19 protein-coding genes are annotated in these 18,858 nt (G+C 71.9%); 11 read left to right on the top strand and 8 right to left on the bottom strand.

What is annotated here, in order from left to right; genetic code table 11:
- Positions 1–85: 85 nt before the first annotated feature.
- From ACFPLC_RS24610 to ACFPLC_RS24585, 6 genes are all read left to right on the top strand, one after another.
- Complete coding sequence (locus tag ACFPLC_RS24610; protein ID WP_378193612.1) at positions 86–562, top strand: helix-turn-helix domain-containing protein; 477 nt, start codon at positions 86–88, stop codon at positions 560–562.
- A 55-nt stretch (positions 563–617) separates the two neighbouring features.
- Entirely contained in the window at positions 618–1,067 is a 450-nt protein-coding gene (uraD, locus tag ACFPLC_RS24605; protein ID WP_378193615.1) for a 2-oxo-4-hydroxy-4-carboxy-5-ureidoimidazoline decarboxylase, read from the top strand.
- On the top strand, positions 1,064–1,381 hold the full coding sequence (uraH, locus tag ACFPLC_RS24600) for a hydroxyisourate hydrolase (RefSeq protein WP_378193618.1): 318 nt from the start codon (positions 1,064–1,066) through the stop codon (positions 1,379–1,381). The genes uraD and uraH overlap by 4 nt, the downstream gene beginning before the upstream one ends.
- Before the next feature lie 2 nt (positions 1,382–1,383).
- Positions 1,384–2,265, top strand: a complete 882-nt coding sequence (pucL, locus tag ACFPLC_RS24595; protein ID WP_378193621.1) for a factor-independent urate hydroxylase — start codon at positions 1,384–1,386, stop codon at positions 2,263–2,265.
- 27 nt (positions 2,266–2,292) lie between these two features.
- The gene (locus ACFPLC_RS24590; protein ID WP_446681638.1) at positions 2,293–2,871 is read left to right on the top strand and encodes a TetR/AcrR family transcriptional regulator; all 579 of its coding nucleotides are present in this window, start codon (positions 2,293–2,295) and stop codon (positions 2,869–2,871) included.
- Between the two features lie 118 nt (positions 2,872–2,989).
- Positions 2,990–4,561: a glycoside hydrolase family 27 protein gene (locus ACFPLC_RS24585; RefSeq protein ID WP_378193624.1), complete on the top strand. Its 1,572-nt coding sequence runs from the start codon at positions 2,990–2,992 to the stop codon at positions 4,559–4,561.
- A 1-nt stretch (position 4,562) separates the two neighbouring features.
- On the opposite strand, the gene pucD is transcribed toward ACFPLC_RS24585, so the two are convergent.
- The 4 genes from pucD to ACFPLC_RS24565 are packed head-to-tail and all read right to left on the bottom strand — an operon-like array spanning position 4,563 to position 9,476.
- The gene (gene pucD, locus ACFPLC_RS24580) at positions 4,563–6,818 is read right to left on the bottom strand and encodes a xanthine dehydrogenase subunit D (RefSeq protein WP_378193627.1); all 2,256 of its coding nucleotides are present in this window, start codon (positions 6,816–6,818) and stop codon (positions 4,563–4,565) included.
- Entirely contained in the window at positions 6,815–8,155 is a 1,341-nt protein-coding gene (locus ACFPLC_RS24575) for an 8-oxoguanine deaminase (RefSeq protein ID WP_378193630.1), read from the bottom strand. Before ACFPLC_RS24575 ends, pucD begins: the two co-directional genes overlap by 4 nt.
- Positions 8,152–8,619 carry a (2Fe-2S)-binding protein gene (locus tag ACFPLC_RS24570; protein ID WP_378193632.1) on the bottom strand — a complete coding sequence of 156 codons (468 nt, stop codon included), beginning with the start codon at positions 8,617–8,619 and terminating at the stop codon, positions 8,152–8,154. The genes ACFPLC_RS24575 and ACFPLC_RS24570 overlap by 4 nt, the downstream gene beginning before the upstream one ends.
- The gene (locus tag ACFPLC_RS24565; protein WP_378193635.1) at positions 8,610–9,476 is read right to left on the bottom strand and encodes an FAD binding domain-containing protein; all 867 of its coding nucleotides are present in this window, start codon (positions 9,474–9,476) and stop codon (positions 8,610–8,612) included. The genes ACFPLC_RS24570 and ACFPLC_RS24565 overlap by 10 nt, the downstream gene beginning before the upstream one ends.
- Positions 9,477–9,598: 122 nt before the next feature.
- Here ACFPLC_RS24565 and ACFPLC_RS24560 point away from each other — a divergent pair, with 122 nt between their 5' ends.
- From ACFPLC_RS24560 to ACFPLC_RS24550, 3 genes are all read left to right on the top strand, one after another.
- Positions 9,599–10,918: a helix-turn-helix domain-containing protein gene (locus ACFPLC_RS24560; RefSeq protein ID WP_378193638.1), complete on the top strand. Its 1,320-nt coding sequence runs from the start codon at positions 9,599–9,601 to the stop codon at positions 10,916–10,918.
- A gap of 88 nt (positions 10,919–11,006) precedes the next feature.
- Complete coding sequence (locus ACFPLC_RS24555) at positions 11,007–11,495, top strand: MarR family winged helix-turn-helix transcriptional regulator (RefSeq protein ID WP_378193641.1); 489 nt, start codon at positions 11,007–11,009, stop codon at positions 11,493–11,495.
- A 57-nt stretch (positions 11,496–11,552) separates the two neighbouring features.
- Complete coding sequence (locus ACFPLC_RS24550) at positions 11,553–12,707, top strand: DUF2786 domain-containing protein (protein ID WP_378193644.1); 1,155 nt, start codon at positions 11,553–11,555, stop codon at positions 12,705–12,707.
- Between the two features lie 3 nt (positions 12,708–12,710).
- On the opposite strand, the gene ACFPLC_RS24545 is transcribed toward ACFPLC_RS24550, so the two are convergent.
- Positions 12,711–13,898 (bottom strand): DUF6986 family protein, encoded by a 1,188-nt coding sequence (locus ACFPLC_RS24545; RefSeq protein WP_378193647.1) that lies wholly within the window; start codon positions 13,896–13,898, stop codon positions 12,711–12,713.
- The gene (gene aceB, locus ACFPLC_RS24540) at positions 13,898–15,475 is read right to left on the bottom strand and encodes a malate synthase A (protein ID WP_378193650.1); all 1,578 of its coding nucleotides are present in this window, start codon (positions 15,473–15,475) and stop codon (positions 13,898–13,900) included. Before aceB ends, ACFPLC_RS24545 begins: the two co-directional genes overlap by 1 nt.
- A 112-nt stretch (positions 15,476–15,587) precedes the next feature.
- On the opposite strand from aceB, the gene ACFPLC_RS24535 reads away from it, so the two are divergent.
- Positions 15,588–16,361, top strand: coding sequence for an IclR family transcriptional regulator (locus ACFPLC_RS24535; protein ID WP_378193653.1), 774 nt, complete (start codon positions 15,588–15,590; stop codon positions 16,359–16,361).
- 4 nt (positions 16,362–16,365) lie between these two features.
- Here ACFPLC_RS24535 and ACFPLC_RS24530 read toward each other — a convergent pair whose 3' ends face one another.
- Entirely contained in the window at positions 16,366–16,866 is a 501-nt protein-coding gene (locus ACFPLC_RS24530) for a GNAT family N-acetyltransferase (RefSeq protein WP_378193656.1), read from the bottom strand.
- Between the two features lie 75 nt (positions 16,867–16,941).
- Here ACFPLC_RS24530 and ACFPLC_RS24525 point away from each other — a divergent pair, with 75 nt between their 5' ends.
- On the top strand, positions 16,942–17,496 hold the full coding sequence (locus ACFPLC_RS24525; RefSeq protein WP_378235931.1) for a hypothetical protein: 555 nt from the start codon (positions 16,942–16,944) through the stop codon (positions 17,494–17,496).
- Here ACFPLC_RS24525 and ftsY read toward each other — a convergent pair.
- Positions 17,493–18,776, bottom strand: a complete 1,284-nt coding sequence (ftsY, locus tag ACFPLC_RS24520; protein WP_378193662.1) for a signal recognition particle-docking protein FtsY — start codon at positions 18,774–18,776, stop codon at positions 17,493–17,495. The two genes, ACFPLC_RS24525 and ftsY, sit on opposite strands and share 4 nt — an antisense overlap.
- Positions 18,777–18,858: the final 82 nt, after the last annotated feature.

Here is an 18,858-nt window from a genome sequence, read left to right as displayed (position 1 = left end):
ACCGGAAAGACGGTTTCGCACAACGACAGTAACCACGGCGCGCGCCGCTCGTCAACGACGGACGTCGCGCGTTACGGTCATCCTCGTGCGGCTTGAAGCGGAGTTCACCAGCGAACCGTTCCACGGCGAAGGTTCGCCGCCCGAGCACGCCGTCGCCGCGCGCGACGCCGCGACGGAAGCCGGTCTGGACACGGATTTCGGGCCGCTCGGCACCCTCGCCCGCGGCGAGGCGAAGGAGCTCCTCGAAGCCCTCCCGGCGATCGCGAAGGCGGCCCTCGAAGGCGGCGCCACGCGGGTCACGCTGCAGCTGCGCCGAGCCGACGACCCCGGCGGCGCGCCCGTCGTCGAGCTGAACGACGCGCTGGCCCGGCTGATCGCCGACGTCGAGCGCGAACTGGGCGCCAAGCTGGGCGAACTCGACCGCACGGGCAAGCAGCGCGCGGTGCGGCTGCTGCGCGAACGCGGCGCCTTCGGCCTGCGGAAATCCGTCTCCTCGGTCGCCGACGCGCTGGGGGTCACCCGGTTCACCGTCTACAACTACCTCAACCGGGAAGCCGACTGACCAGCGGTTTCAACAAAATGTTGACGGAATCCCGCCGCCGACGTACGGTCAGCCCGTGCTGCTCTCCGAGTTCAACACCGCCGACGTCCGCCCGCTGCTGACGGACTGCCTCGCCGTGCCGCGCTGGGTCGATGCCGTGCTCGCCGGGCGGCCGTACGCCGACGTCGATGCCTTGAAAGCCGCCGCGGACCTGCCGTTGACCAGCGACGAGATCCGCCAGGCCATGGCCGCGCACCCGCGGATCGGCGAAAAGCCGGCGGGCGGCTTCGCGCGGTCCGAACAGTCCGGTGTGGACAACCCCGGCGCGTTCGCCGCGGCGAACGCCGAGTACGAAGCCAAGTTCGGGCACGTCTACCTGGTCTGCGCGAGCGGCCGCAGCGGCGACGAACTGCTGGAAATCCTGCGCGAGCGGCTGGCCAACGACCCGGCGACCGAGCTGGCCGTCGCCGGGCGGGAACTGATCAAGATCGCCGAACTCCGACTCGCGAAAGCGGTGACCGCGTGAGCCTCGTGACCACCCACGTCCTCGACACGGCGGCCGGACGCCCGGCCGAGGGGATCGCCGTCCGCTTCGAGACCGCCGACGGGACGCCGATCGCCGAAGGCCGCACCGACGACGACGGCCGCATCCGCGACCTCGGCCCCGAAACCCTGGCGCCGGGCGTGTACCACCTGATCTTCGACACCGGCGCCTACCTGGGCCCGGACGCGTTCTTCCCGGAGGTCACGCTGACCTTCCGGATCACGGACGGTACCGCGCACCACCACGTGCCGCTCCTGCTCAGCCCGTTCGCCTATTCGACCTACCGAGGGAGCTGACCGTGGCCATCACCCTGGGCCCCAACCAGTACGGCAAGGCGGAGGTCCGCCTGGTGACGGTGCGCCGCGACGGCCCGGTGCACCACGTGAAGGACCTGACGGTGTCGACGTCGCTGCGCGGCGAATTGGCCGCGACGCACCTGACCGGCGACAACGCCGGGGTGCTGGCCACCGACACGCAGAAGAACACCGTGTACGCCTTCGCGAAGGAAGCGCCGGTCGGCGAGATCGAGGACTTCGGCCTGCGGCTGGCCCGCCACTTCACCGGCACGCAGGAGAACATCACGGGTGCGCGTATCAAGATCGACGAGCACGGCTGGGACCGCATCGCGGTCGGCGGCGCGCCGCACGACCACGCGTTCAGCCGATCCGGCGACGAGCGGCGCACCACGGCGGTGACGGTCCAGGGCGACCGCGCGTGGGTCGTCTCCGGCATCGACGGCCTGACGCTGCTGAAGTCGACCGGCTCGGAGTTCCACGGCTTCCCACGCGACCGGTACACGACCCTCGCCGAGACGAGCGACCGCATCCTGGCGACCGCCGTCACGGCGAAGTGGCGCTACCAGGGCGAGGACATCGACTGGGCGGCTTCGCACACCGAGATCCGGCGGGTGATGCTGGAGACGTTCGCGACGAAGCACAGCCTTTCGCTGCAGCAGACGCTGTACGCCATGGGTGAAGCGGTGCTCGAGAAGCGGCCCGAGGTCGCCGAAGTGCGGCTGTCGCTGCCGAACAAGCACCATTTCCTGGTGGACCTGAGCCCGTTCGGGCTGAAGAACGACAACGAGGTGTTCTACGCGGCGGACCGGCCGTACGGGCTGATCGAGGGCACGATCCTGCGCGACGACGCCGAAGACCCGGGGCCGGCCTGGGACATCCACTGAGTTGATAGAACGCTCTATCATCGAGGGGTGGCAGGGACCAAGGAACGCATCATGGCCGCCGGCGCCGAGCTCTTCCGGCGCAACGGCTACGCCGGTACCGGCCTGAAGCAGGTCGTCGCCGAGGCGAACGCGCCCTTCGGGTCCCTCTACCACTTCTTCCCCGGCGGCAAGGAGCAACTCGGTGCCGAGGTCATCCGCACCTCCGGGCTCGCCTACATCGCCCTCTTCGACCTCTTCATCGCGCCGGCCGAAGATGTCGTCAGCGGCATCGAAGCCTTCTTCGCCGCCGGGATCGCGACCCTCGAAGCCACCGATTACGTCGAAGGCTGTCCGATCGCGACCGTCGCCCTCGAGGTCGCCTCCACCAACGAGCCGCTGCGGCAGGCCACCGCCGACGTCTTCACCGCCTGGATCGACGCCGGGACCGAGAAGTTCGCGAAGTTCGGGCTGCCGCGGGACGCCGCCCGAACCCTCACCATCACCGCGGTCAACAACCTCGAAGGCGCGTTCGTCCTCTGCCGCTCGCTGCGGGACACCGAAGCCATGGCCGTCGCCGGGGCCGCGACCGTCGAGGTGGCCAGGCGGCTCCTCGGCGAGCACCCGTAACCCTGGCCGCACCGGAACAAAAGTTACCAACATGGCGCTTGACCTCGTGGGGATCCACCACTGATCCTGATTTTGGTCTAGTCCTCCTGCCTCACAGCGCCGTCCGGTTGGAGTCGCCATGCGCCGCGCCCTCGCCGCTGCCGCCGCCGTCGCAGCCGCCGTCTCGATCCCCATTCCCGCCGATGCCCTCGAGAACGGACTGGCCCGCACCCCGCCGATGGGCTGGAACACCTGGAACACCTTCGAGTGCAACATCAACGAAACCCTGGTCAAGCAGACCACCGACCTGATGGTCAGCTCCGGGATGCGCGACCGCGGCTACACCTACGTCAACCTCGACGACTGCTGGATGACCCGCTCCCGCGACAGCGCGGGCAACCTCGTCGCCGATCCCGCGAAGTTCCCCGGTGGCCTCAAGGCGCTCGGCGACTACATCCACGCCCGCGGCATGAAGTTCGGCATCTACGAAAGCGCCGGCACGATGACGTGCCAGAGCTACCCCGGCAGCCTCGGCCACGAACAGGCCGACGCGAACCTCTTCGCGAGCTGGGGCGTCGACTACCTCAAGTACGACAACTGCTTCAACAACGGCAGCAACAGCCAGGAGGACTACATCCGGCGCTACTCGGCGATGCGCGACGCGCTGCAGGCCACCGGCCGCCCGATCGTCTTCAGCATCTGCGAATGGGGTGACTTCGCCCCCGCGACCTGGGCGGCCGACGTCGGCAACCTGTGGCGCACCACCGGCGACATCACCAACAACTGGGGCACCGTCGACGCGATCTACCGCCAGAACGTCGGGCTCGCCTCCGCCGCGAAGCCGGGCGCCTGGAACGACCCCGACATGCTCGAGGTCGGCAACGGCATGGGCTTCAAAGAGGACCGCGCGCACTTCACGCTGTGGGCGGCGATGGCCGCGCCGCTGATCGCGGGCGCCGATCTGCGCTCCGCGAGCGTCGCCACCTTCTCCACCTACCTCAACGCGGACGTCATCGCCATCGACCAGGACACGCTCGGCAAGCAGGCCCGGCGGATCGCCACCGGCAACGGGCTGGACGTCCTCGCGAAACCCCTCCGTGGCGGTGACGTCGCCGTGGTGCTGTTCAACGAGAACAACACCACGAACACCATCTCGACGACCACCGCCGCGGCCGGGCTGGCGGCCGCGTCGAGCTACCGGCTCACCAACCTGTGGTCCAAGGAGGTCTCCACGACCACCGGCGCGATCAGCGCGAACGTCCCGCCGCGCAGCACGGTCGCCTACCGCGTGACAGCCGGCGCGCACGGCACCAGCACCGACGCCACGCAGCCGATCCAGGGCGTCTCCTCGGCGCGGTGCATCGACGTCAGCGGCGGCGCGACGACACCGGGCACCCCGGTCGACATCTGGGACTGCGGCGGCGGCCCGGTCCAGGCCTGGACGTTCACCGGCGCCGGTGAGCTCAAGGCGGGCGGCCTCTGCCTCGACGCGAGCGGCGGCACCAGCGCGTCCGGGACGAAGCTCATCGTCTGGGGCTGCCACGGCGGCGCGAACCAGAAGTTCCGGCTCGAGGCCGGCGGCTCGATCACCCAGGCCGGGCTGTGCGTCGACGTCACCGGCGGCGACAAGCCCGCCGGCAACGTCAACGGCGTCCCCCTCGAGCTCTGGGGCTGCAACGACGAGGCCAACCAGAACTGGACGCTCAGGTAGCTCAGGTACCGGTGAGGTGCTCCGGCCGCACCGGGACGCGGGTGAGCGCGAGCCCGGTCGCGGCCCGGATCGCGGCCACGATCGCCGGGGTCGACGAGATCGTCGGCGGCTCGCCCACCCCGCGCAGGCCGTAGGGCGCGTGCGGGTCCGGGCGCTCGAGGACGTCGATGCGCATCGGCGGCATGTCCAGCACCGTCGGGATGAGGTAGTCGGTGAAGGAGGGGTTCCGGATCTTCCCGCCGGAGGTCTGGATCTCCTCCATCACCGCGAGCCCGAGCCCCTGCGCCGAGCCGCCCTGGATCTGGCCCAGCACCGCCTGCGGGTTCAGCGCCTTGCCGACGTCCTGGGCACAGTCCAGCGCGACCACCTTGACCAGGCCCAGCTCGGTGTCGACGTCGACGACCGCCCGGTGCGCGGCGAACGCGTACTGCACGTGCGCGGTCCCCTGCCCGGTCTCCGGGTCCAGAGCGGCCGTCGGCCGGTGGCGCCACTCCACCGTCTCGTCGTAGACGTCGTCGCCGAGGACGTCCCCCAGATCCGCGACCACCTGGCCGTCGGCCGCGACGAGCTTGCCGCCGACGACCCGAACCCGCTGGTCGAACCGGGACAGCAGCCGCGCCCGCACCGCCGCGCAGGCGGCCTGCACCGCACCGCCGGTCACGTAGGTCTGGCGCGACGCCGACGTCGAGCCGCCGTTGCCGATCGAGGTGTCCATCGGCAGGATCGTCACCTGGTCGACGCCCAGCTCGGTGCGGACGATCTGCTGCATGATCGTCACCAGCCCCTGGCCGACTTCGCAGGCCGCGGTGTGCACGGTCGCCGCCGGTTCGCCGCCGACCAGCTGCAGGCGCACGCGCGCGGTCGAGTAGTCGTCGAAGCCTTCGGAGAAGCAGACGTTCTTGATCCCGACGGCGTACCCGATCCCGCGGACGACCCCTTCACCGTGCGTCGTGTTGGACACCCCGCCCGGCATGTGCCGCAGGTCGAACGGCCGCTCCGGCGGCATCGGCATGTCCCGCACGCGTGAAAGCAGCTCGGCGACCGGGGCTTCCGCGTCGACGACCTGGCCGGTCGGCATGAGATCGCCCTCGCTCATCGCGTTGCGGACGCGGATCTCCACCGGGTCGAGGCCGCAGGCCGCGGCGAGCTTGTCCATCTGCGACTCGTACCCGAAGGCCGCCTGGACCGCGCCGAAGCCGCGCATGGCGCCGCACGGCGGGTTGTTCGTGTACGTGCCCCAGCAGTCCACCGCCACACTGTCCACTTTGTACGGTCCGACGCCGAGCGTGGCCGCGTTCGCGACGACCGCGCCGGTCGAGGAGGCGTACGCGCCGCCGTCCAGGAACAACCGCGTCTTGACGTACACCAGGTGCCCGTCGCGGGTGGCGCCGTGCTCGTAGTACATCTTCGCCGGGTGGCGGTGGACGTGCCCGTAGAAGGACTCTTCGCGGTTGTAGACCATCTTCACCGGCTTGCCGGTGTGCAGGGCCAGCAGGCAGGCGTGGACCTGCATCGACAGGTCTTCCCGGCCGCCGAACGCGCCGCCGACACCACCGAGGGTCAACCGCACCTTCTCCACGGGGAGCCCCAGTGCGGCGACGATCTGCTGCTGGTCGACGTGCAGCCACTGCGTCGCGACGTAGAGATCGACGCCGCCTTCGGTGTCCGGCACGGCGAGCCCGGACTCCGGGCCGAGGAAGGCCTGGTCCTGCATGCCGACCTCGTAGACACCGGAGACGACGACGTCGGCGTCGAGGTCCTGCGGGCCGCGGCGGATCTTGACGTGCCGGACGACGTTGCCGCCTTCGTGTAGCGAAGGCCCTTCGCCCGCGACAGCCGCTTCGGAGTCCGTCACGGGAGACAGCTCTTCGTAGGAGACGACGATCCGCTTCATCGCCCGGCGCGCGGTCTCCGGGTGATCGGCGGCGACCAGCGCCACCGGCTCGCCCTGGTAGCGCACGACGTCGGAGGCGAGCACCGGCTGGTCGGCGTGCTCGAGGCCGTACCGGTTGACGCCCGGGACGTCTTCGTGCGTCAGCACCGCGTATACGCCGGGCACGGCCAGCGCTTCCGCGATGTCGATGCCGGTGATCCGGGCGTACGGGTGCGGGCTGCGCAGCGTCACGCCCCAGACCATGTCTTCGTGCCAGAGGTCCGAGGAGTAGGCGAACTCGCCGCGGACCTTCACCGTGCCGTCGGGCCGCCGTGGCGACGTCCCGACGCCGTTCGTGGTCTGCGTCGTGACGGAAGTGGTCATCTGCCCTCCCTCAGCCGCGCACTCGCGGCGGCCAGCTCGCGGGCGATGGCGGATTCGTCGGCTTCGCGCAGGGTGCCGTCCTCGACGACGGCCTTGCCGCCGACGAACAGACGGCGCAGCGGGGGCGGGGTGCCGAGCACCAGCGCGGCGACCGGGTCGGTGATGCCGGCGTGGTTCAGGCCGGTCAGGTCCCAAACGGCCAGGTCGGCGAGCTTCCCGGGCTCCAGGGACCCCAGGTCGTCCGCGCGGCCGAGGCAGCGGGCGCCGCCCATCGTGCCCATCCACAGCGCTTCCCGCGTGGTCAGGCCGCGGGGTCCGCCGCGCTGGCGGGCCTGCAGAAGCGCCTGGTGCAGCTCCTCGGCGAGGCCACCGGACTCGCTGGACGCGGCCCCGTCGACACCCAAGCCGACCGCGACCCCGGCGTCCAGCAGGTCACGAACCGGGGCGATGCCGGAGCCGAGCCGGCCGTTGGACGTCGGGCAGTGCGCCGAGCCGGTGCCGGTCGCGCCGAAGCGGCGGATGGCTTCGGGGGCGAGGTGGACGGTGTGGGCCAGCCAGACGTCGTCGGCGAGCCAGCCGAGCTTGTCGGCGTACTCGGCGGGTGTGCAGCCGGCTTCGGCGAGGCACTGCTGCTCCTCGTCGAGGGTTTCGGCGAGGTGGGTGTGCAGGCGGACACCCTTGCTCCGGGCCAGCTCGGCCGCGCCCGACATCAGGCGTTCGGTGACCGAGAACGGCGAGCACGGGCCGACGGCGATCTGCAGGTGGGCGCCGGGCGAGTCGTCGTGGAAGCGGGCGATCACCGCTTCGGTGCCGGTCAGCGCGTCCTCGGTCGACTCGACCAGGTTGTCCGGCGGCAGGCCGCCGTCGGACTCGCCGCGGTCCATCGAGCCGCGCACGACGTGCAGCCGGACGCCGATGCGCTGGCGGGCCGCGGCCAGCGCCGCGACCTGGTCGCCGCCGTCGCGGGGGAAGACGTAGTGGTGATCGGCGACGGTGCTGCAGCCGGTCAGCGCCAGCCGGGCCATCCCGGCGGTGCCCGCGGCGTGCGTGATCTCGTCGTCGAGGCGGCCCCAGACCGGGTAGAGCTGCTTGAGCCACTCGAACAGCGTGTGGTCGGCGGCCAGCCCGCGCGTGGCCCACTGGTAGAGGTGGTGGTGGGTGTTGATCAGGCCCGGCGTGACCAGGCAGCCTTCGGCCTCGACGCGTTCGTCGAACTCGCCGGTGTACACGCCTTCGCCGACCTCGGCGATCCGGTCGTTCTCGACGACGACGTGCCCGCTCGCGTACTCCTCGCCGCTGACGGTGGCGATGGCCGCGTTCGCGATGAGCGTCCTCACGCCACGCCTCCCTTCGCGACGGCACGGACCGCGTCGAGGATCTTCTCGTAGCCGGTGCAGCGGCAGAGGTTGCCGGCCAGCGCCTCGCGGATCTCCTCGTCACCGGGATCGGGGACGCGGTTCAGCAGGTCGTGCGCGGCGACGACCAGGCCCGGCGTGCAGAACCCGCACTGCACCGCGCCCGCGTCCACAAAGGACTGCTGGACGGGGTCGAGGGTGTCGCCGTCGGCCAGCCCCTCGACCGTCCGGACCCCGCGGCCTTCCGCCTGGCCGGCCGCGACCAGGCAGGCGCACACCGGGACGTCGTCGAGGTAGACCGTGCACGAGCCGCATTCGCCCTGCTCGCAGGCGTTCTTCGAGCCCGGCAGCCCGAGCCGTTCCCGCAGCACGTACAGCAGGCTTTCGCCTTCCCAGACGTCGTCCGCCTGCCGCGGCTCGCCGTTGATCGTGACATTCAGGCGCATGCGCGCTCTCCCGTCCGGTGTTCGTCCCAGGCCCAGGTCAACGTACGCCGCGCTAGTACCCCCAAAGCGTGCTTCCGATACGCGGCGCTGCCGCGGACGTCGTCGATCGGCGACGTCGCTTCGGCCACCAGGTCGCCGAAGCGCCGCTTCAGCGAGTCGGGCAACGCTTCGGAAGAGCCCCACGGCAGCTCGGCGGCCAGGAACTCCTCGGCGGCACGGGCGCGGCGCGGAGTCGGGGCGGCGGACCCGATCGCGGCGCCGACCCGGCCGTTCCGCAGCGCCAGCGCGAAGGAGCAGACCGCGATGACCATCGCGTTGCGCGTGCCGACCTTGGCGAACTGCTGCGGCCCGGCGTGCGCCGGCAGGTGGACGGCGGTGATCAGCTCGTCCGGCTCGAGGGCGTGGCGTTTCACACCGACGTAGAACTCCTCCGCGGCCAGGAGGCGGGTCCCCCGGACGGAGGCCACCTCGATCCGCGCATCCAGGGCGAGCAGCACCGGGTGGGTGTCGCCGGCGGGCGAGGCGGCGCCGAGGTTGCCGCCGACCGTGCCGCGGTTGCGGATCTGCGGGGACCCGACCGTGCGCGACGCCATGGCCAGCGCGGGGACGGATTCACCCAGTTCGGTGATGACCCGGGAGTACGGGACGCCGGCGCCGAGCCGGACCGTGCCGTCCTCCACAGTGGACCACTCCGTCAGCTCTCCGACCCGGGTCAGGTCCAGCAGGGCCTCGGGACGGCGGTGGTCGAAGTTCAGCTCGACCATGACGTCGGTGCCGCCGGCGATCGGCACCGCGCCGGGCCGCTCGGCCTTGAGGGCCAGTGCCTCGGCGAGCGTCGCGGGACGCAGGAACTCCACTGGTTGCTCCTTCGTGGGGGCGATAGCCCAGTAGACGACGGATCACGGCCGGGCGGCAACGGCACCACGCATGAAACGCACAGGAGCGGAGCGGGGGCCGTTTGTGCTTTCCTACAAGCCTCATGACGACCGTGAAAACTCTGCTGGGCCTCCCCGGCCTGCGGCTGCGCCCGCGGACCGGGACCGACCTGCTCGACCGGCCGGTGACGCGCATCTACGTCACGGAGCTGTCCGACCCCGGACGGTACCTGTCGGCCGGCGAGCTGGTGCTGTCCGGCCTGCTCTGGTGGCACGCCCCGGGCGACGCCGAGCCGTTCGTGGCCGCACTGGCCCGCTCCGGCGCGGCGGCGCTGGCCGCGTCCGGCGCCGACTCGGGCGGGATACCGGACGACGTCGTCGACGCCTGCGTCCGGCACCGGATCCCGCTGCTGGAGGTGCCGGCCGACCTGTCGTTCTCGGTGATCACCGAGCAGGTCGTGCTGGCGTTGGCGGCCGCGTCGGACAGCGCGCGCAAACGTTTGCAGGCCGCCGCGGAGGCACCGGTCGAGACGCTGGTGGAGCGCGCTTCGGCCGAACTCGGGCTGCCTTGCTGGGTGGTGTCGGGCCTGGGCCGGCTGGTCGCCGGGACGGCCCCGCTGCCGATGCCGCCCGAGGACGTCGTCCGCCGGTACGCGGCCCGCGAGCCCGGACCGCTGACGGTGCTCCCGGTCGAAGGGCGGCACGCCGTGCCGTGGCTGATCGCCGTGGGCGGCTCGCTGAGCACCGCGCAGACCGAGCTGGCCGAGGAGGTCGCCGGGCTGGTCGGGGTCACGCGGGCGCGGGCCCCGCGGCCTGACGTGTCGTTGCCCGCGGAGGTGTGCGTCGTCGCGTTGCGGACCGAAGGCAGCGACGAGAGCCGGGACGTCCTGAGCGAGCTGCTGCCGGACGCGCTGCTGCTCGATTCCGCGGGAGACACGTCGTACGCGGCTGCGGCGCGGCCCTCGGTAACGGGTCTGTCCACTGTGGAGCCGCTGCTGCGGGCCACGCGGATTCTCTGCGGTGTCGGCGATCCCGGCCCCCGCGAGGAAAGCATCGAGAGCGCGCGGTACGCGGTGGAGGTGGCGGCGCGGCGCCCGGGCCGGGTGGCGGTGGTCCGGGCCGGCGAGGTCGACGTGCACGAGCTGCTGCTGGCCGGCGCGCCCGACGGACTGCGCGCGGCCCTGCGCCGCCGGGTGCTCGGGCCGCTGCTGGCTTACGACGCGGAGCAGCACACGGACCTCGTGCACACGGTCCGGGTGTTCCTGGAGTGCTCGGGCTCGCCGACCCGGGCGGCGAAGGCGTTGCACGTCCACGTCAACACGCTGCGGTACCGCATCGGGCGCGCGGGCGAGCTGCTCGGCGCAGATCTGACGGAGTTCACCGATCAGCTCGACGTCTACCTCGCGTTGCGCGCCGACGACTAGGACACCGCTCGGCGCAGCAGGCGTGCCTCGCACCCCACCGGCCGCCGTCTCGCGTTGCGTGACCGGGTGCAGGGGGGAGGATGAGGCGGTGGACCCCGAAATCGCGTCGGCGCGGCAGGCGGCGGACGACGCCCGCGTGCTGGCCTTCGGGCGGCTGCAGGGCGCGGCGCACCGGCTCGGGTACCTGCTCGGGCGGGCCCTGGAGCGCGAATGCGGGATCACGAACCTGATGTACGAAGTGCTGCTGATCGTCGGCCGCACCGGTGAAGACGGGCTGACCATGCGCTCGATCGCCCAGGAACAGGTGCTCACCACCGGCGGGGCGACCCGGCTGGTCGACCGGATGGTGGCGGTCGGGCTGGTGACCCGCACGGCTTCCCCGAGCGACCGGCGAGTCCAGCTCGTCCGGCTGACCGCGCTCGGCGAGGAGACCACCGTGCGGGCCAGCCGCCTGCACGTGGCGAACATCGAGCAGTTCTTCTTCGGGCCGCTGCCCGAGGACCACCGGGAGCGGTTCGCCGAAGACCTGCGGACGTTGAGCCACTTCGCGCGGGACGCGCTCCCGCGGCTGCGCTAGACCCCGGTGCCGTGACGCCCCGGCGTCCCCTCGAAGGCGCTACGGCAGACTGGCGGGGTGGGCAAGCGGAAGCGGGTTCCCGTCGGCCCGCCGCCGACGACGGCCGGGGAGTTCGGCGACGCGCTGCTCGCCGCCGCACCGGGTGACGCCGACCGGCTCGCGCCGGGGTTCACCGTGCCTGCCGAACTCGCCGAAGCCGCGGACCGGGTCGGGCGGCAGCTGATCGGCCGGGCGTGCCGGGGCGGCTGGCTGCCCGAGGACCTCCGTCAGGCGGCCGGGCGCCGCCTCGACGAGTTCGCCGGCTCGTACCTGCTCGACGCGCTCGCCGCCTACGCCGGGCAGTTCCCGGTCGTGCCCCCGGACTGGCGGGCCCAGCTCGACGCGGCGGGCGCCGTCCGCTGGTGGACGGAGACCGAACCGCACCTGCCGCAGTGGGCGGCGAAACACATCCTCACGCCGTCCGAAGCCGTGGCAGCGGTCATCGACGCGTTCGGCCTGCTGAAGACGCTGCCGGCGGTGACTGTCGTGCTGCCGCCGCCGGGGACGCCGCTGGAGCGTCCGGCGCGGCACCACGTCGACGAAAAGAAGCTGAGCCGGGTCCGCGCCCTGCTGGCCAAGGCCGAGTCGAGCACGTTCCCAGAGGAAGCCGAGGCGCTTTCGGCGAAGGCGCAGGAGCTGATGACCCGCCACGCGCTCGACCGCGTGCTGGCCGAGGCCGCCGAAGCGGCGCCCGAGCGGCCCGCGGCCCGCCGGATCTGGCTCGACACGCCGTACACCGACGCGAAGTCGCTGCTGGTCCACGTGGTCGCGCAGGCCAACCGCTGCCGCGCGGTCTTCGACCCGCGCTGGGAGTTCGTCACGGTCATCGGCGACGAAGACGACCTGGACTCCGTCGAGCTGCTGACGACGTCCTTGCTCGTCCAGGCGACGCGGGCGATGATCGCCGACCCGGCGGGGCGGTCGCGGCCGTTCCGGAAGTCGTTCCTCGTCTCCTACGCCACCCGCATCGGCGAGCGGCTCGAGCGGGCGGCGGAAGCGACGATCGCGGAATCGCCGGAGCTGCTGCCGGTGCTGGCTTCCCACGAGAAGACCGTGGCCGCGGCGTTCACCGAGCTGTTCCCCGAAGTGGTGAACAAGTCGGTGACCGTGCGCAGCCACGAAGGCTGGGGTGCGGGCCGCGCCGCCGCCGACCGCGCCCGCCTCAGCGACTGACCCTCACACTTCGCGCCGCGCGTACTTCTCCAGCTCCGGCCGTCCGAACGGCAGCTCGCCTTCGTCGAGGGCCCCGCAATCCAGACCCCGCAGCAGGTACACCGCCAGCGCCTGAGCCGTCGCCGGCTCGTCCAGCACTCCTCCGGCCGTCTTCTCCGCGTACGCGCGCAACCGCTCCACCGCCTCCGGGAACCCCGCGCGGTAGAACGCGTACGTCGCCGCGAAGCGAGTTGGCAGCTGGTGGGGGTGCAGGTCCCAGCCCTGGTAGAAGCCGCGCTCCAGGGACCGCCTGACCAGCCGGAGGTGTTCGGCCCACGCCGAGGGCAGCGCGTCGCCGATCGGGAGCCGGTTCGTCGAGCCGTCCGAGAGGCGGACGCCGGTGCCCGCCGCCGCGACCTGCATCAGGCCCTTGGCCAGGTCCGCCGCCGGGTGCTCCATGCTCTGGTACGCCGCCGCGATGCCGAGGCCCGCGCTGTAGTCGTACGTCCCGTAGTGCAGGCCCGAACAGCGGCCCGCAGCGGCCTGCACGATCCGCGCCACCGACAGCGTCCCGTCGGTATCCACAATGGACTGCGAGGTCTCGATCTGGACCTCGAAGCGCAAGACTCCCGAGGCGAGCCCGTACGCGGATTCCAGCCGCGAGAGGACCTCCGCGGCCACCGCGACCTGCTCGACCGCCGTCACCTTCGGCAGCGTGACGACGAATCCCGGCGGCAGCGGCCCGTGGTCGAGCAACGAACCCAGGAACAAATCCAGGGTGCGGATGCCACGCCGGCGCGTCGCCGCTTCGAAGCTCTTGAAGCGGATGCCGCAGAACGGTGTCCCGCCGGTCGTCGCCAGTGTCTGCCCGGCCGCCCGGGCGGCGGCGTCCTCGACGTCGTCCGGTACGCGGCCGTAGCCGTCCTCGAAGTCGATCCGCAGGTCCTCGATCGGCTCGGTCAGCAGCTTCGCGCGGACGCGCTCGTACACGTCCGCGCCGACGCCGAGGAGGTCGCCGTGCTCGATGAACACGCGCATCGCCTGCTTGCCCCAGTCGGCCACCAGGCGCGTCTTGTACTGCGACGCCGGGACGTAGACCGTGTGCACGGGTTGCCGTCCCGGCCGCTCCCCCGGGTACGACGCCGCGACGCGCGCGTCGGCCGCAGCCAGGCGCGCGTCGGCGGCTTCGTAGACGTCCTCGGGCAGGCGCACTACTTGATCTTCTCGTACGCGGGCAGCGTCAGGAAGTCCGGGAACTCGTCGGCCAGCGCGACCTGCTCGAACAGCTCCACCGCGGGCTCCAGCAGCTCCGGCTTGAGCTCGCCGGCCAGCTCGCCGCGGACGTCGGCCAGCACGCCGCGCACCAGCTCCGCCGTGACCGTGTCCCCACTGTCCAAAGTGGTCCCGTTCTTGACCCACTGCCAGATCTGCGAGCGCGAGATCTCGGCGGTGGCGGCGTCCTCCATCAGGTTGTGGATGGCCGCCGCGCCGTTGCCGCCCAGCCAGGAGGCGATGTAGCGGACGCCGACGTCGACCGCGGCGCGCAGGCCGGCCGCCGTCGCGCCGCCCGGCGTCGAAGCGACGTCCAGCAGCTGGTCGGCGGTGACGCTGACCTCGTCGCGGGTCCGGTCGAGCTGGTTCGGCTTCTCGCCGAGCACCTTGTCGAACTCCTCCTTGCAGAGCTCGACCATGCCCGGGTGCGCGACCCACGAGCCGTCGAAGCCGTCGCCGGCCTCGCGGGACTTGTCCGCGTGGACCTTCTCGAAGGCGCCCTTGTTGGTCTCGGGGTCCTTGCTCGGGATGAACGCGGCCATGCCGCCGATCGCGAAGGCGCCGCGCTTGTGGCAGGTGCGCACCAGCAGCTCGGTGTAGGCGCGCATGAACGGCGCGGTCATGGTGACGGAGTTGCGGTCCGGCAGCACGAACTTCTCGCCCGCGTCGCGGAAGTACTTGATGACGCTGAACAGGTAGTCCCAGCGGCCCGCGTTGAGGCCGGAGGCGTGTTCGCGCAGCTCGTAGAGGATCTCCTCCATCTCGAAGGCGGCCGGGATGGTCTCGATCAGCACGGTGGCGCGGACGGTGCCGTGCTCGATGCCGAGTGCCTTCTCGGCGTGGGTGAAGACGTCGTTCCAGAGCCGCGCTTCGAGGTGGCTCTCCATCTTCGGCAGGTAGTAGTACGGGCCCTTGCCGCGCTTGAGCAGCTCGGCCGCGTTGTGGAAGAAGTGCAGGCCGAAGTCGACGAGCGCGCCGACACCCTCGCGGTCGCCGAACTTCAGGTGGCTCTCGGGCAGGTGCCAGCCACGCGGGCGGACCACGATGGTGGCGTGCTCGACGTCGTCCTTCAGCGCGTAGCTCTTGCCGCCGCTCTCCAGGGTGATCGTCTCGCGGATGGCGTCGTAGAGGTTGACCTGGCCGGAGACGACGTTCTTCCAGTGCGGCGTGTTGGCGTCCTCGAGGTCGGCCAGCCACACCTTCGCGCCGGAGTTGAGCGCGTTGATGGTCATCTTGCGGTCGGTCGGCCCGGTGATCTCGACGCGGCGGTCCCGCAGCGCGGGCGGCGCGCCGGCGACCTGCCAGTCGCCTTCGCGGATCTCCTTGGTCTCCGGCAGGAAGTCGAGCCTGCCGGTGGTCCGGGCCTCCTCGCGGCGCTTGCTCCGCGCCTGGAGCAGCTCGTCGCGGCGGCCGGCGAAGGCGTCGTGGAGGCCGGCGAGGAAGGCGAGCGCCTCCGGCGTGAGGATCTCGTCGCCGCGCTCGACCGGGTCGCCCAGCACCTGGACTTCAGAAGACATGGGGAAACACCTCGAGGGTTCGGATCTTTGGATAACGGCCCTACGGTTTTCTACCAGCCGGACTATAGTTTCTGCATAGCGGAAGCTCAACGCCGACGTAAGGAGGGCCACCGTGCCGGCGGAGAAGAACGGTCGCGACGGCGGCGTCCAGTCCCTGCAGCGCGCCTTCGAGCTGCTGGAACACCTCGCGGACACCGGCGGCGAGGCCAGCCTGTCCGAGCTGGCGAGCCTGTCCGGGCTGCCGATGCCGACGATCCACCGGCTCATCCGCACCCTGGTCGACCTGGGGTACGTCCGCCAGAACACGAACCGCCGGTACGCGCTCGGCGCGCGCCTGATCCGGCTTGGCGAGAACGCGAGCATGCAGTTCGGCGCGTGGGCGCGGCCGCTGCTGGCGGAGCTCGTGGAGGAGGTCGGCGAGACGGCGAACTTGGCGGTCCTGGAGCGCGACGAGGTCGTGTACGTGGCCCAGGTGCCGTCGAAGCACTCGATGCGGATGTTCACCGAGGTCGGGCGGCGGTTGCTGCCGCACGGGACGGGCGTGGGCAAGGCGATGCTGGCCCACCTGCCCTCTTCCGACGTCCGTGAGCTGCTGTCGCGGACGGGCATGCCCGCGTACACCGAGCACACGTTCACGGATCCGGACGCGCTGGCGGTGGAGCTGGAGCGGATCGCTTCGCAGGGCTATGCGCTGGACGAGGCGGAGCAGGAGCTCGGCGTGCGGTGCGTCGCGGTGGCGGTGCCCGGCGCGCCGGTGCCGGCGGCGGTGTCGGTCTCGGGGCCGTCCGGGCGGCTGACCGCCGAGGCGGTGGCGCACATCGCCCCGGCGGTGCAGCGGGTGGCGGACGCGCTGGGGGCGAGCCTGTCGCAGGCCGTCACCGTCTGAGGGCCTACGTCAGCTCGCCGTCCAGGAGGTCCATCAGCAGCCCGTCGTGCCAGGTGCCGTCCGGGGCGCGTTCGTAGTTCCGCAGCACCCCGACCGGCCGGAAACCCACCTTCGTGTACACCCGGATCGCCGTCTCGTTGGCCGCCGCCGGGTCGATCGTCAGCCGGTGGTGGCCCTGGGCGAACAGGTGCGCGGCGAGTGCCCGGATCGCGTCCGTGCCGAGGCCGCGGCCGTGGAAGTCCGGGTGCACCGAGATGTCGATGCCCGCGTGGCGGTACTGCGGGTCCAGCTCCTCGCAGCTCTGGATCAGGCCGACGACTTCGCCGCCGAACTCGATCACGTAGACGGTGTAACCCTCTTCGACCTCGTACAGGCCTTCGGTCTCCCGATCCGGGTCGCCCCACCAGCGGGCGACCTCCGGGGTGGCGAGGATTGCGCGCACCCGGACGCGGTCGGCTGGGCCGATCGGGCGCAAGCGCACCCGATCGCCGGAAATGGCGGTCATGCTGGTCCTCTCTCGTAGCGAACGACGGCTTCGGGGCGTCTTCCACGAGGAGGGGCACGCGGGCGTCAACCGGGCATGCCCGGATTCTGCGCTCACGTCGCCGCCGCCGTCATCCGAATATCGCGGGAGGACCGCATGGACCCGCACACCGGAGCCTTGGCCTGGCTCGCCCAGGGCGCCGCTTCGAACCTCCTGGACCGGCTCGTCGACCGCGCGCTCGACGGGCCCGCCGCACCGCCGGCCTGGCCGCGCCCGGCCAAGACCCCGGCCGGGACGGTCGAGATCAGCGTCCGCCACCACCTCGCCGCGAAGGGCCGCCGGACACCGGTGATCCTCACGATGCAGGAAGACGGCGGCCGCACCGGCACGGCGTTCTCGGCGATCCTCGGCCACACGGCCCGCATCGCGGTCCCCAGCGGCCGCTACTTCAGCGCGGCGATGGTGGTCGACCCGGCTCGCCGCACCCTGCAGGGCATCGGCTGGTCCCACCTGACCGTGCCGGCCCGCGGGACGTCCCCGTGCCTGATCCCGGCGAACCGCCCGTCCGCACCGGTGATCCTGCAACTCGGGCTGCGGAAGGCGGACGGGACGCCGCTGTTCCGGCTGGAGCCGCCGGCGAAGGTCCGTTAACCGAGCAGGGCGTCCACGAAGGCGCCCGGCTCGAACGGGGCCAGGTCGTCCGGCCCCTCGCCGAGCCCGACCAGCTTCACCGGGACCCCCAGTTCCTTCTGGACCTGGAACACGATGCCGCCCTTGGCCGTGCCGTCCAGCTTCGTCAGGACGATCCCCGTCACGTCGATGACCTCGGCGAACACGCGGGCCTGCATGAGCCCGTTCTGGCCCGTGGTCGCGTCCAGGACCAGCAGGACCTCGTCGACCTTCGCCTGCTTCTCCACGACGCGCTTGACCTTGCCCAGCTCGTCCATCAGGCCGGTCTTCGTGTGCAGCCGGCCCGCCGTGTCGACCAGGACCGCGTCGACGCCGGTGTCCACGCCGCGCTTGACCGCGTCGAACGCCACCGCCGCCGGGTCCGCGCCTTCCTTGCCGCGGACGACCTCCGCGCCCACGCGTTCGGCCCAGGTCTGCAGCTGGTCGGCCGCCGCCGCGCGGAACGTGTCCGCCGCGCCCAGCAGCACCGTGCCGCCCTGGGCCACCAGGACGCGGGCGAGCTTGCCCGTGGTCGTCGTCTTGCCCGTGCCGTTGACCCCCGCCACCAGCACCACCGCAGGCTGCTTCCTGCCGTCGACGGTGTGCGGCAGCGCCCGCACCGCCCGGTGGCCGTCGGTGGACAGCTGGGCGGTCAGCACCTCGTGCAGCACTTCGCGCGCCTCGGCCGACGAGCGCACCGCGCGCCGGGAGAGCTCGTCGCGCAGGCGCTCGACGATCTGGTTCGTCGTGGCCGCGCCCAGGTCGGCCATCAGCAGCGTGTCCTCGACGTCCTGCCAGGAGTCCTCGTCGAGGTCACCCGCGCCGAGCAGGCCCAGCAGGCTCGTGCCGAACATCGAGCGCGACTTCGTCAGGCGGCCGCGCAGCCGCTCCAGGCGGCCCGCCGCCGGTTCGATCGCCTCGGCGACCGGGGCCGGTTCGACGACCTCGGCCTCCGGCAGCTTGACGTCGCGGACCGTGCGCTGCGCCGAGTCGCGCGGGACCGCCGCGTCGTCGCCGACCGCGGGCTGGCCGTCGGTCTCCGGCCGTTCCTCGACCGGGTGCTCGACTTCCGGAGCCGTGCCGCCGGGCGCGAGGGCGATGCCCCCGCTGGCCGCGTACGAGCCGCCCTTCGGCTTCTCCTCGACCTCACGCCGGCTGTCCAGGGTGATCCGCCGCCTGCGTGCGATCAGCAGGCCGGTCACCAGCAGGGCGACCAGGACGACGACGGCGACGACTACGAACAGGAACCAGGTGCTCGACACGGGCCCATCCTTTCATCCGCCCTCCCCCGCGCCGGACACCCCGTCCGCACAGGCAATTCGTCACCACCTTGGTCGCAATTGG

Origin of the sequence: Amycolatopsis plumensis, from assembly GCF_042652605.1 — a bacterium.
In the GTDB taxonomy this organism is placed as follows: Bacteria; Actinomycetota; Actinomycetes; order Mycobacteriales; family Pseudonocardiaceae; genus Amycolatopsis; species Amycolatopsis plumensis.
This window is presented reverse-complemented; position numbering and strand designations above follow the sequence as displayed.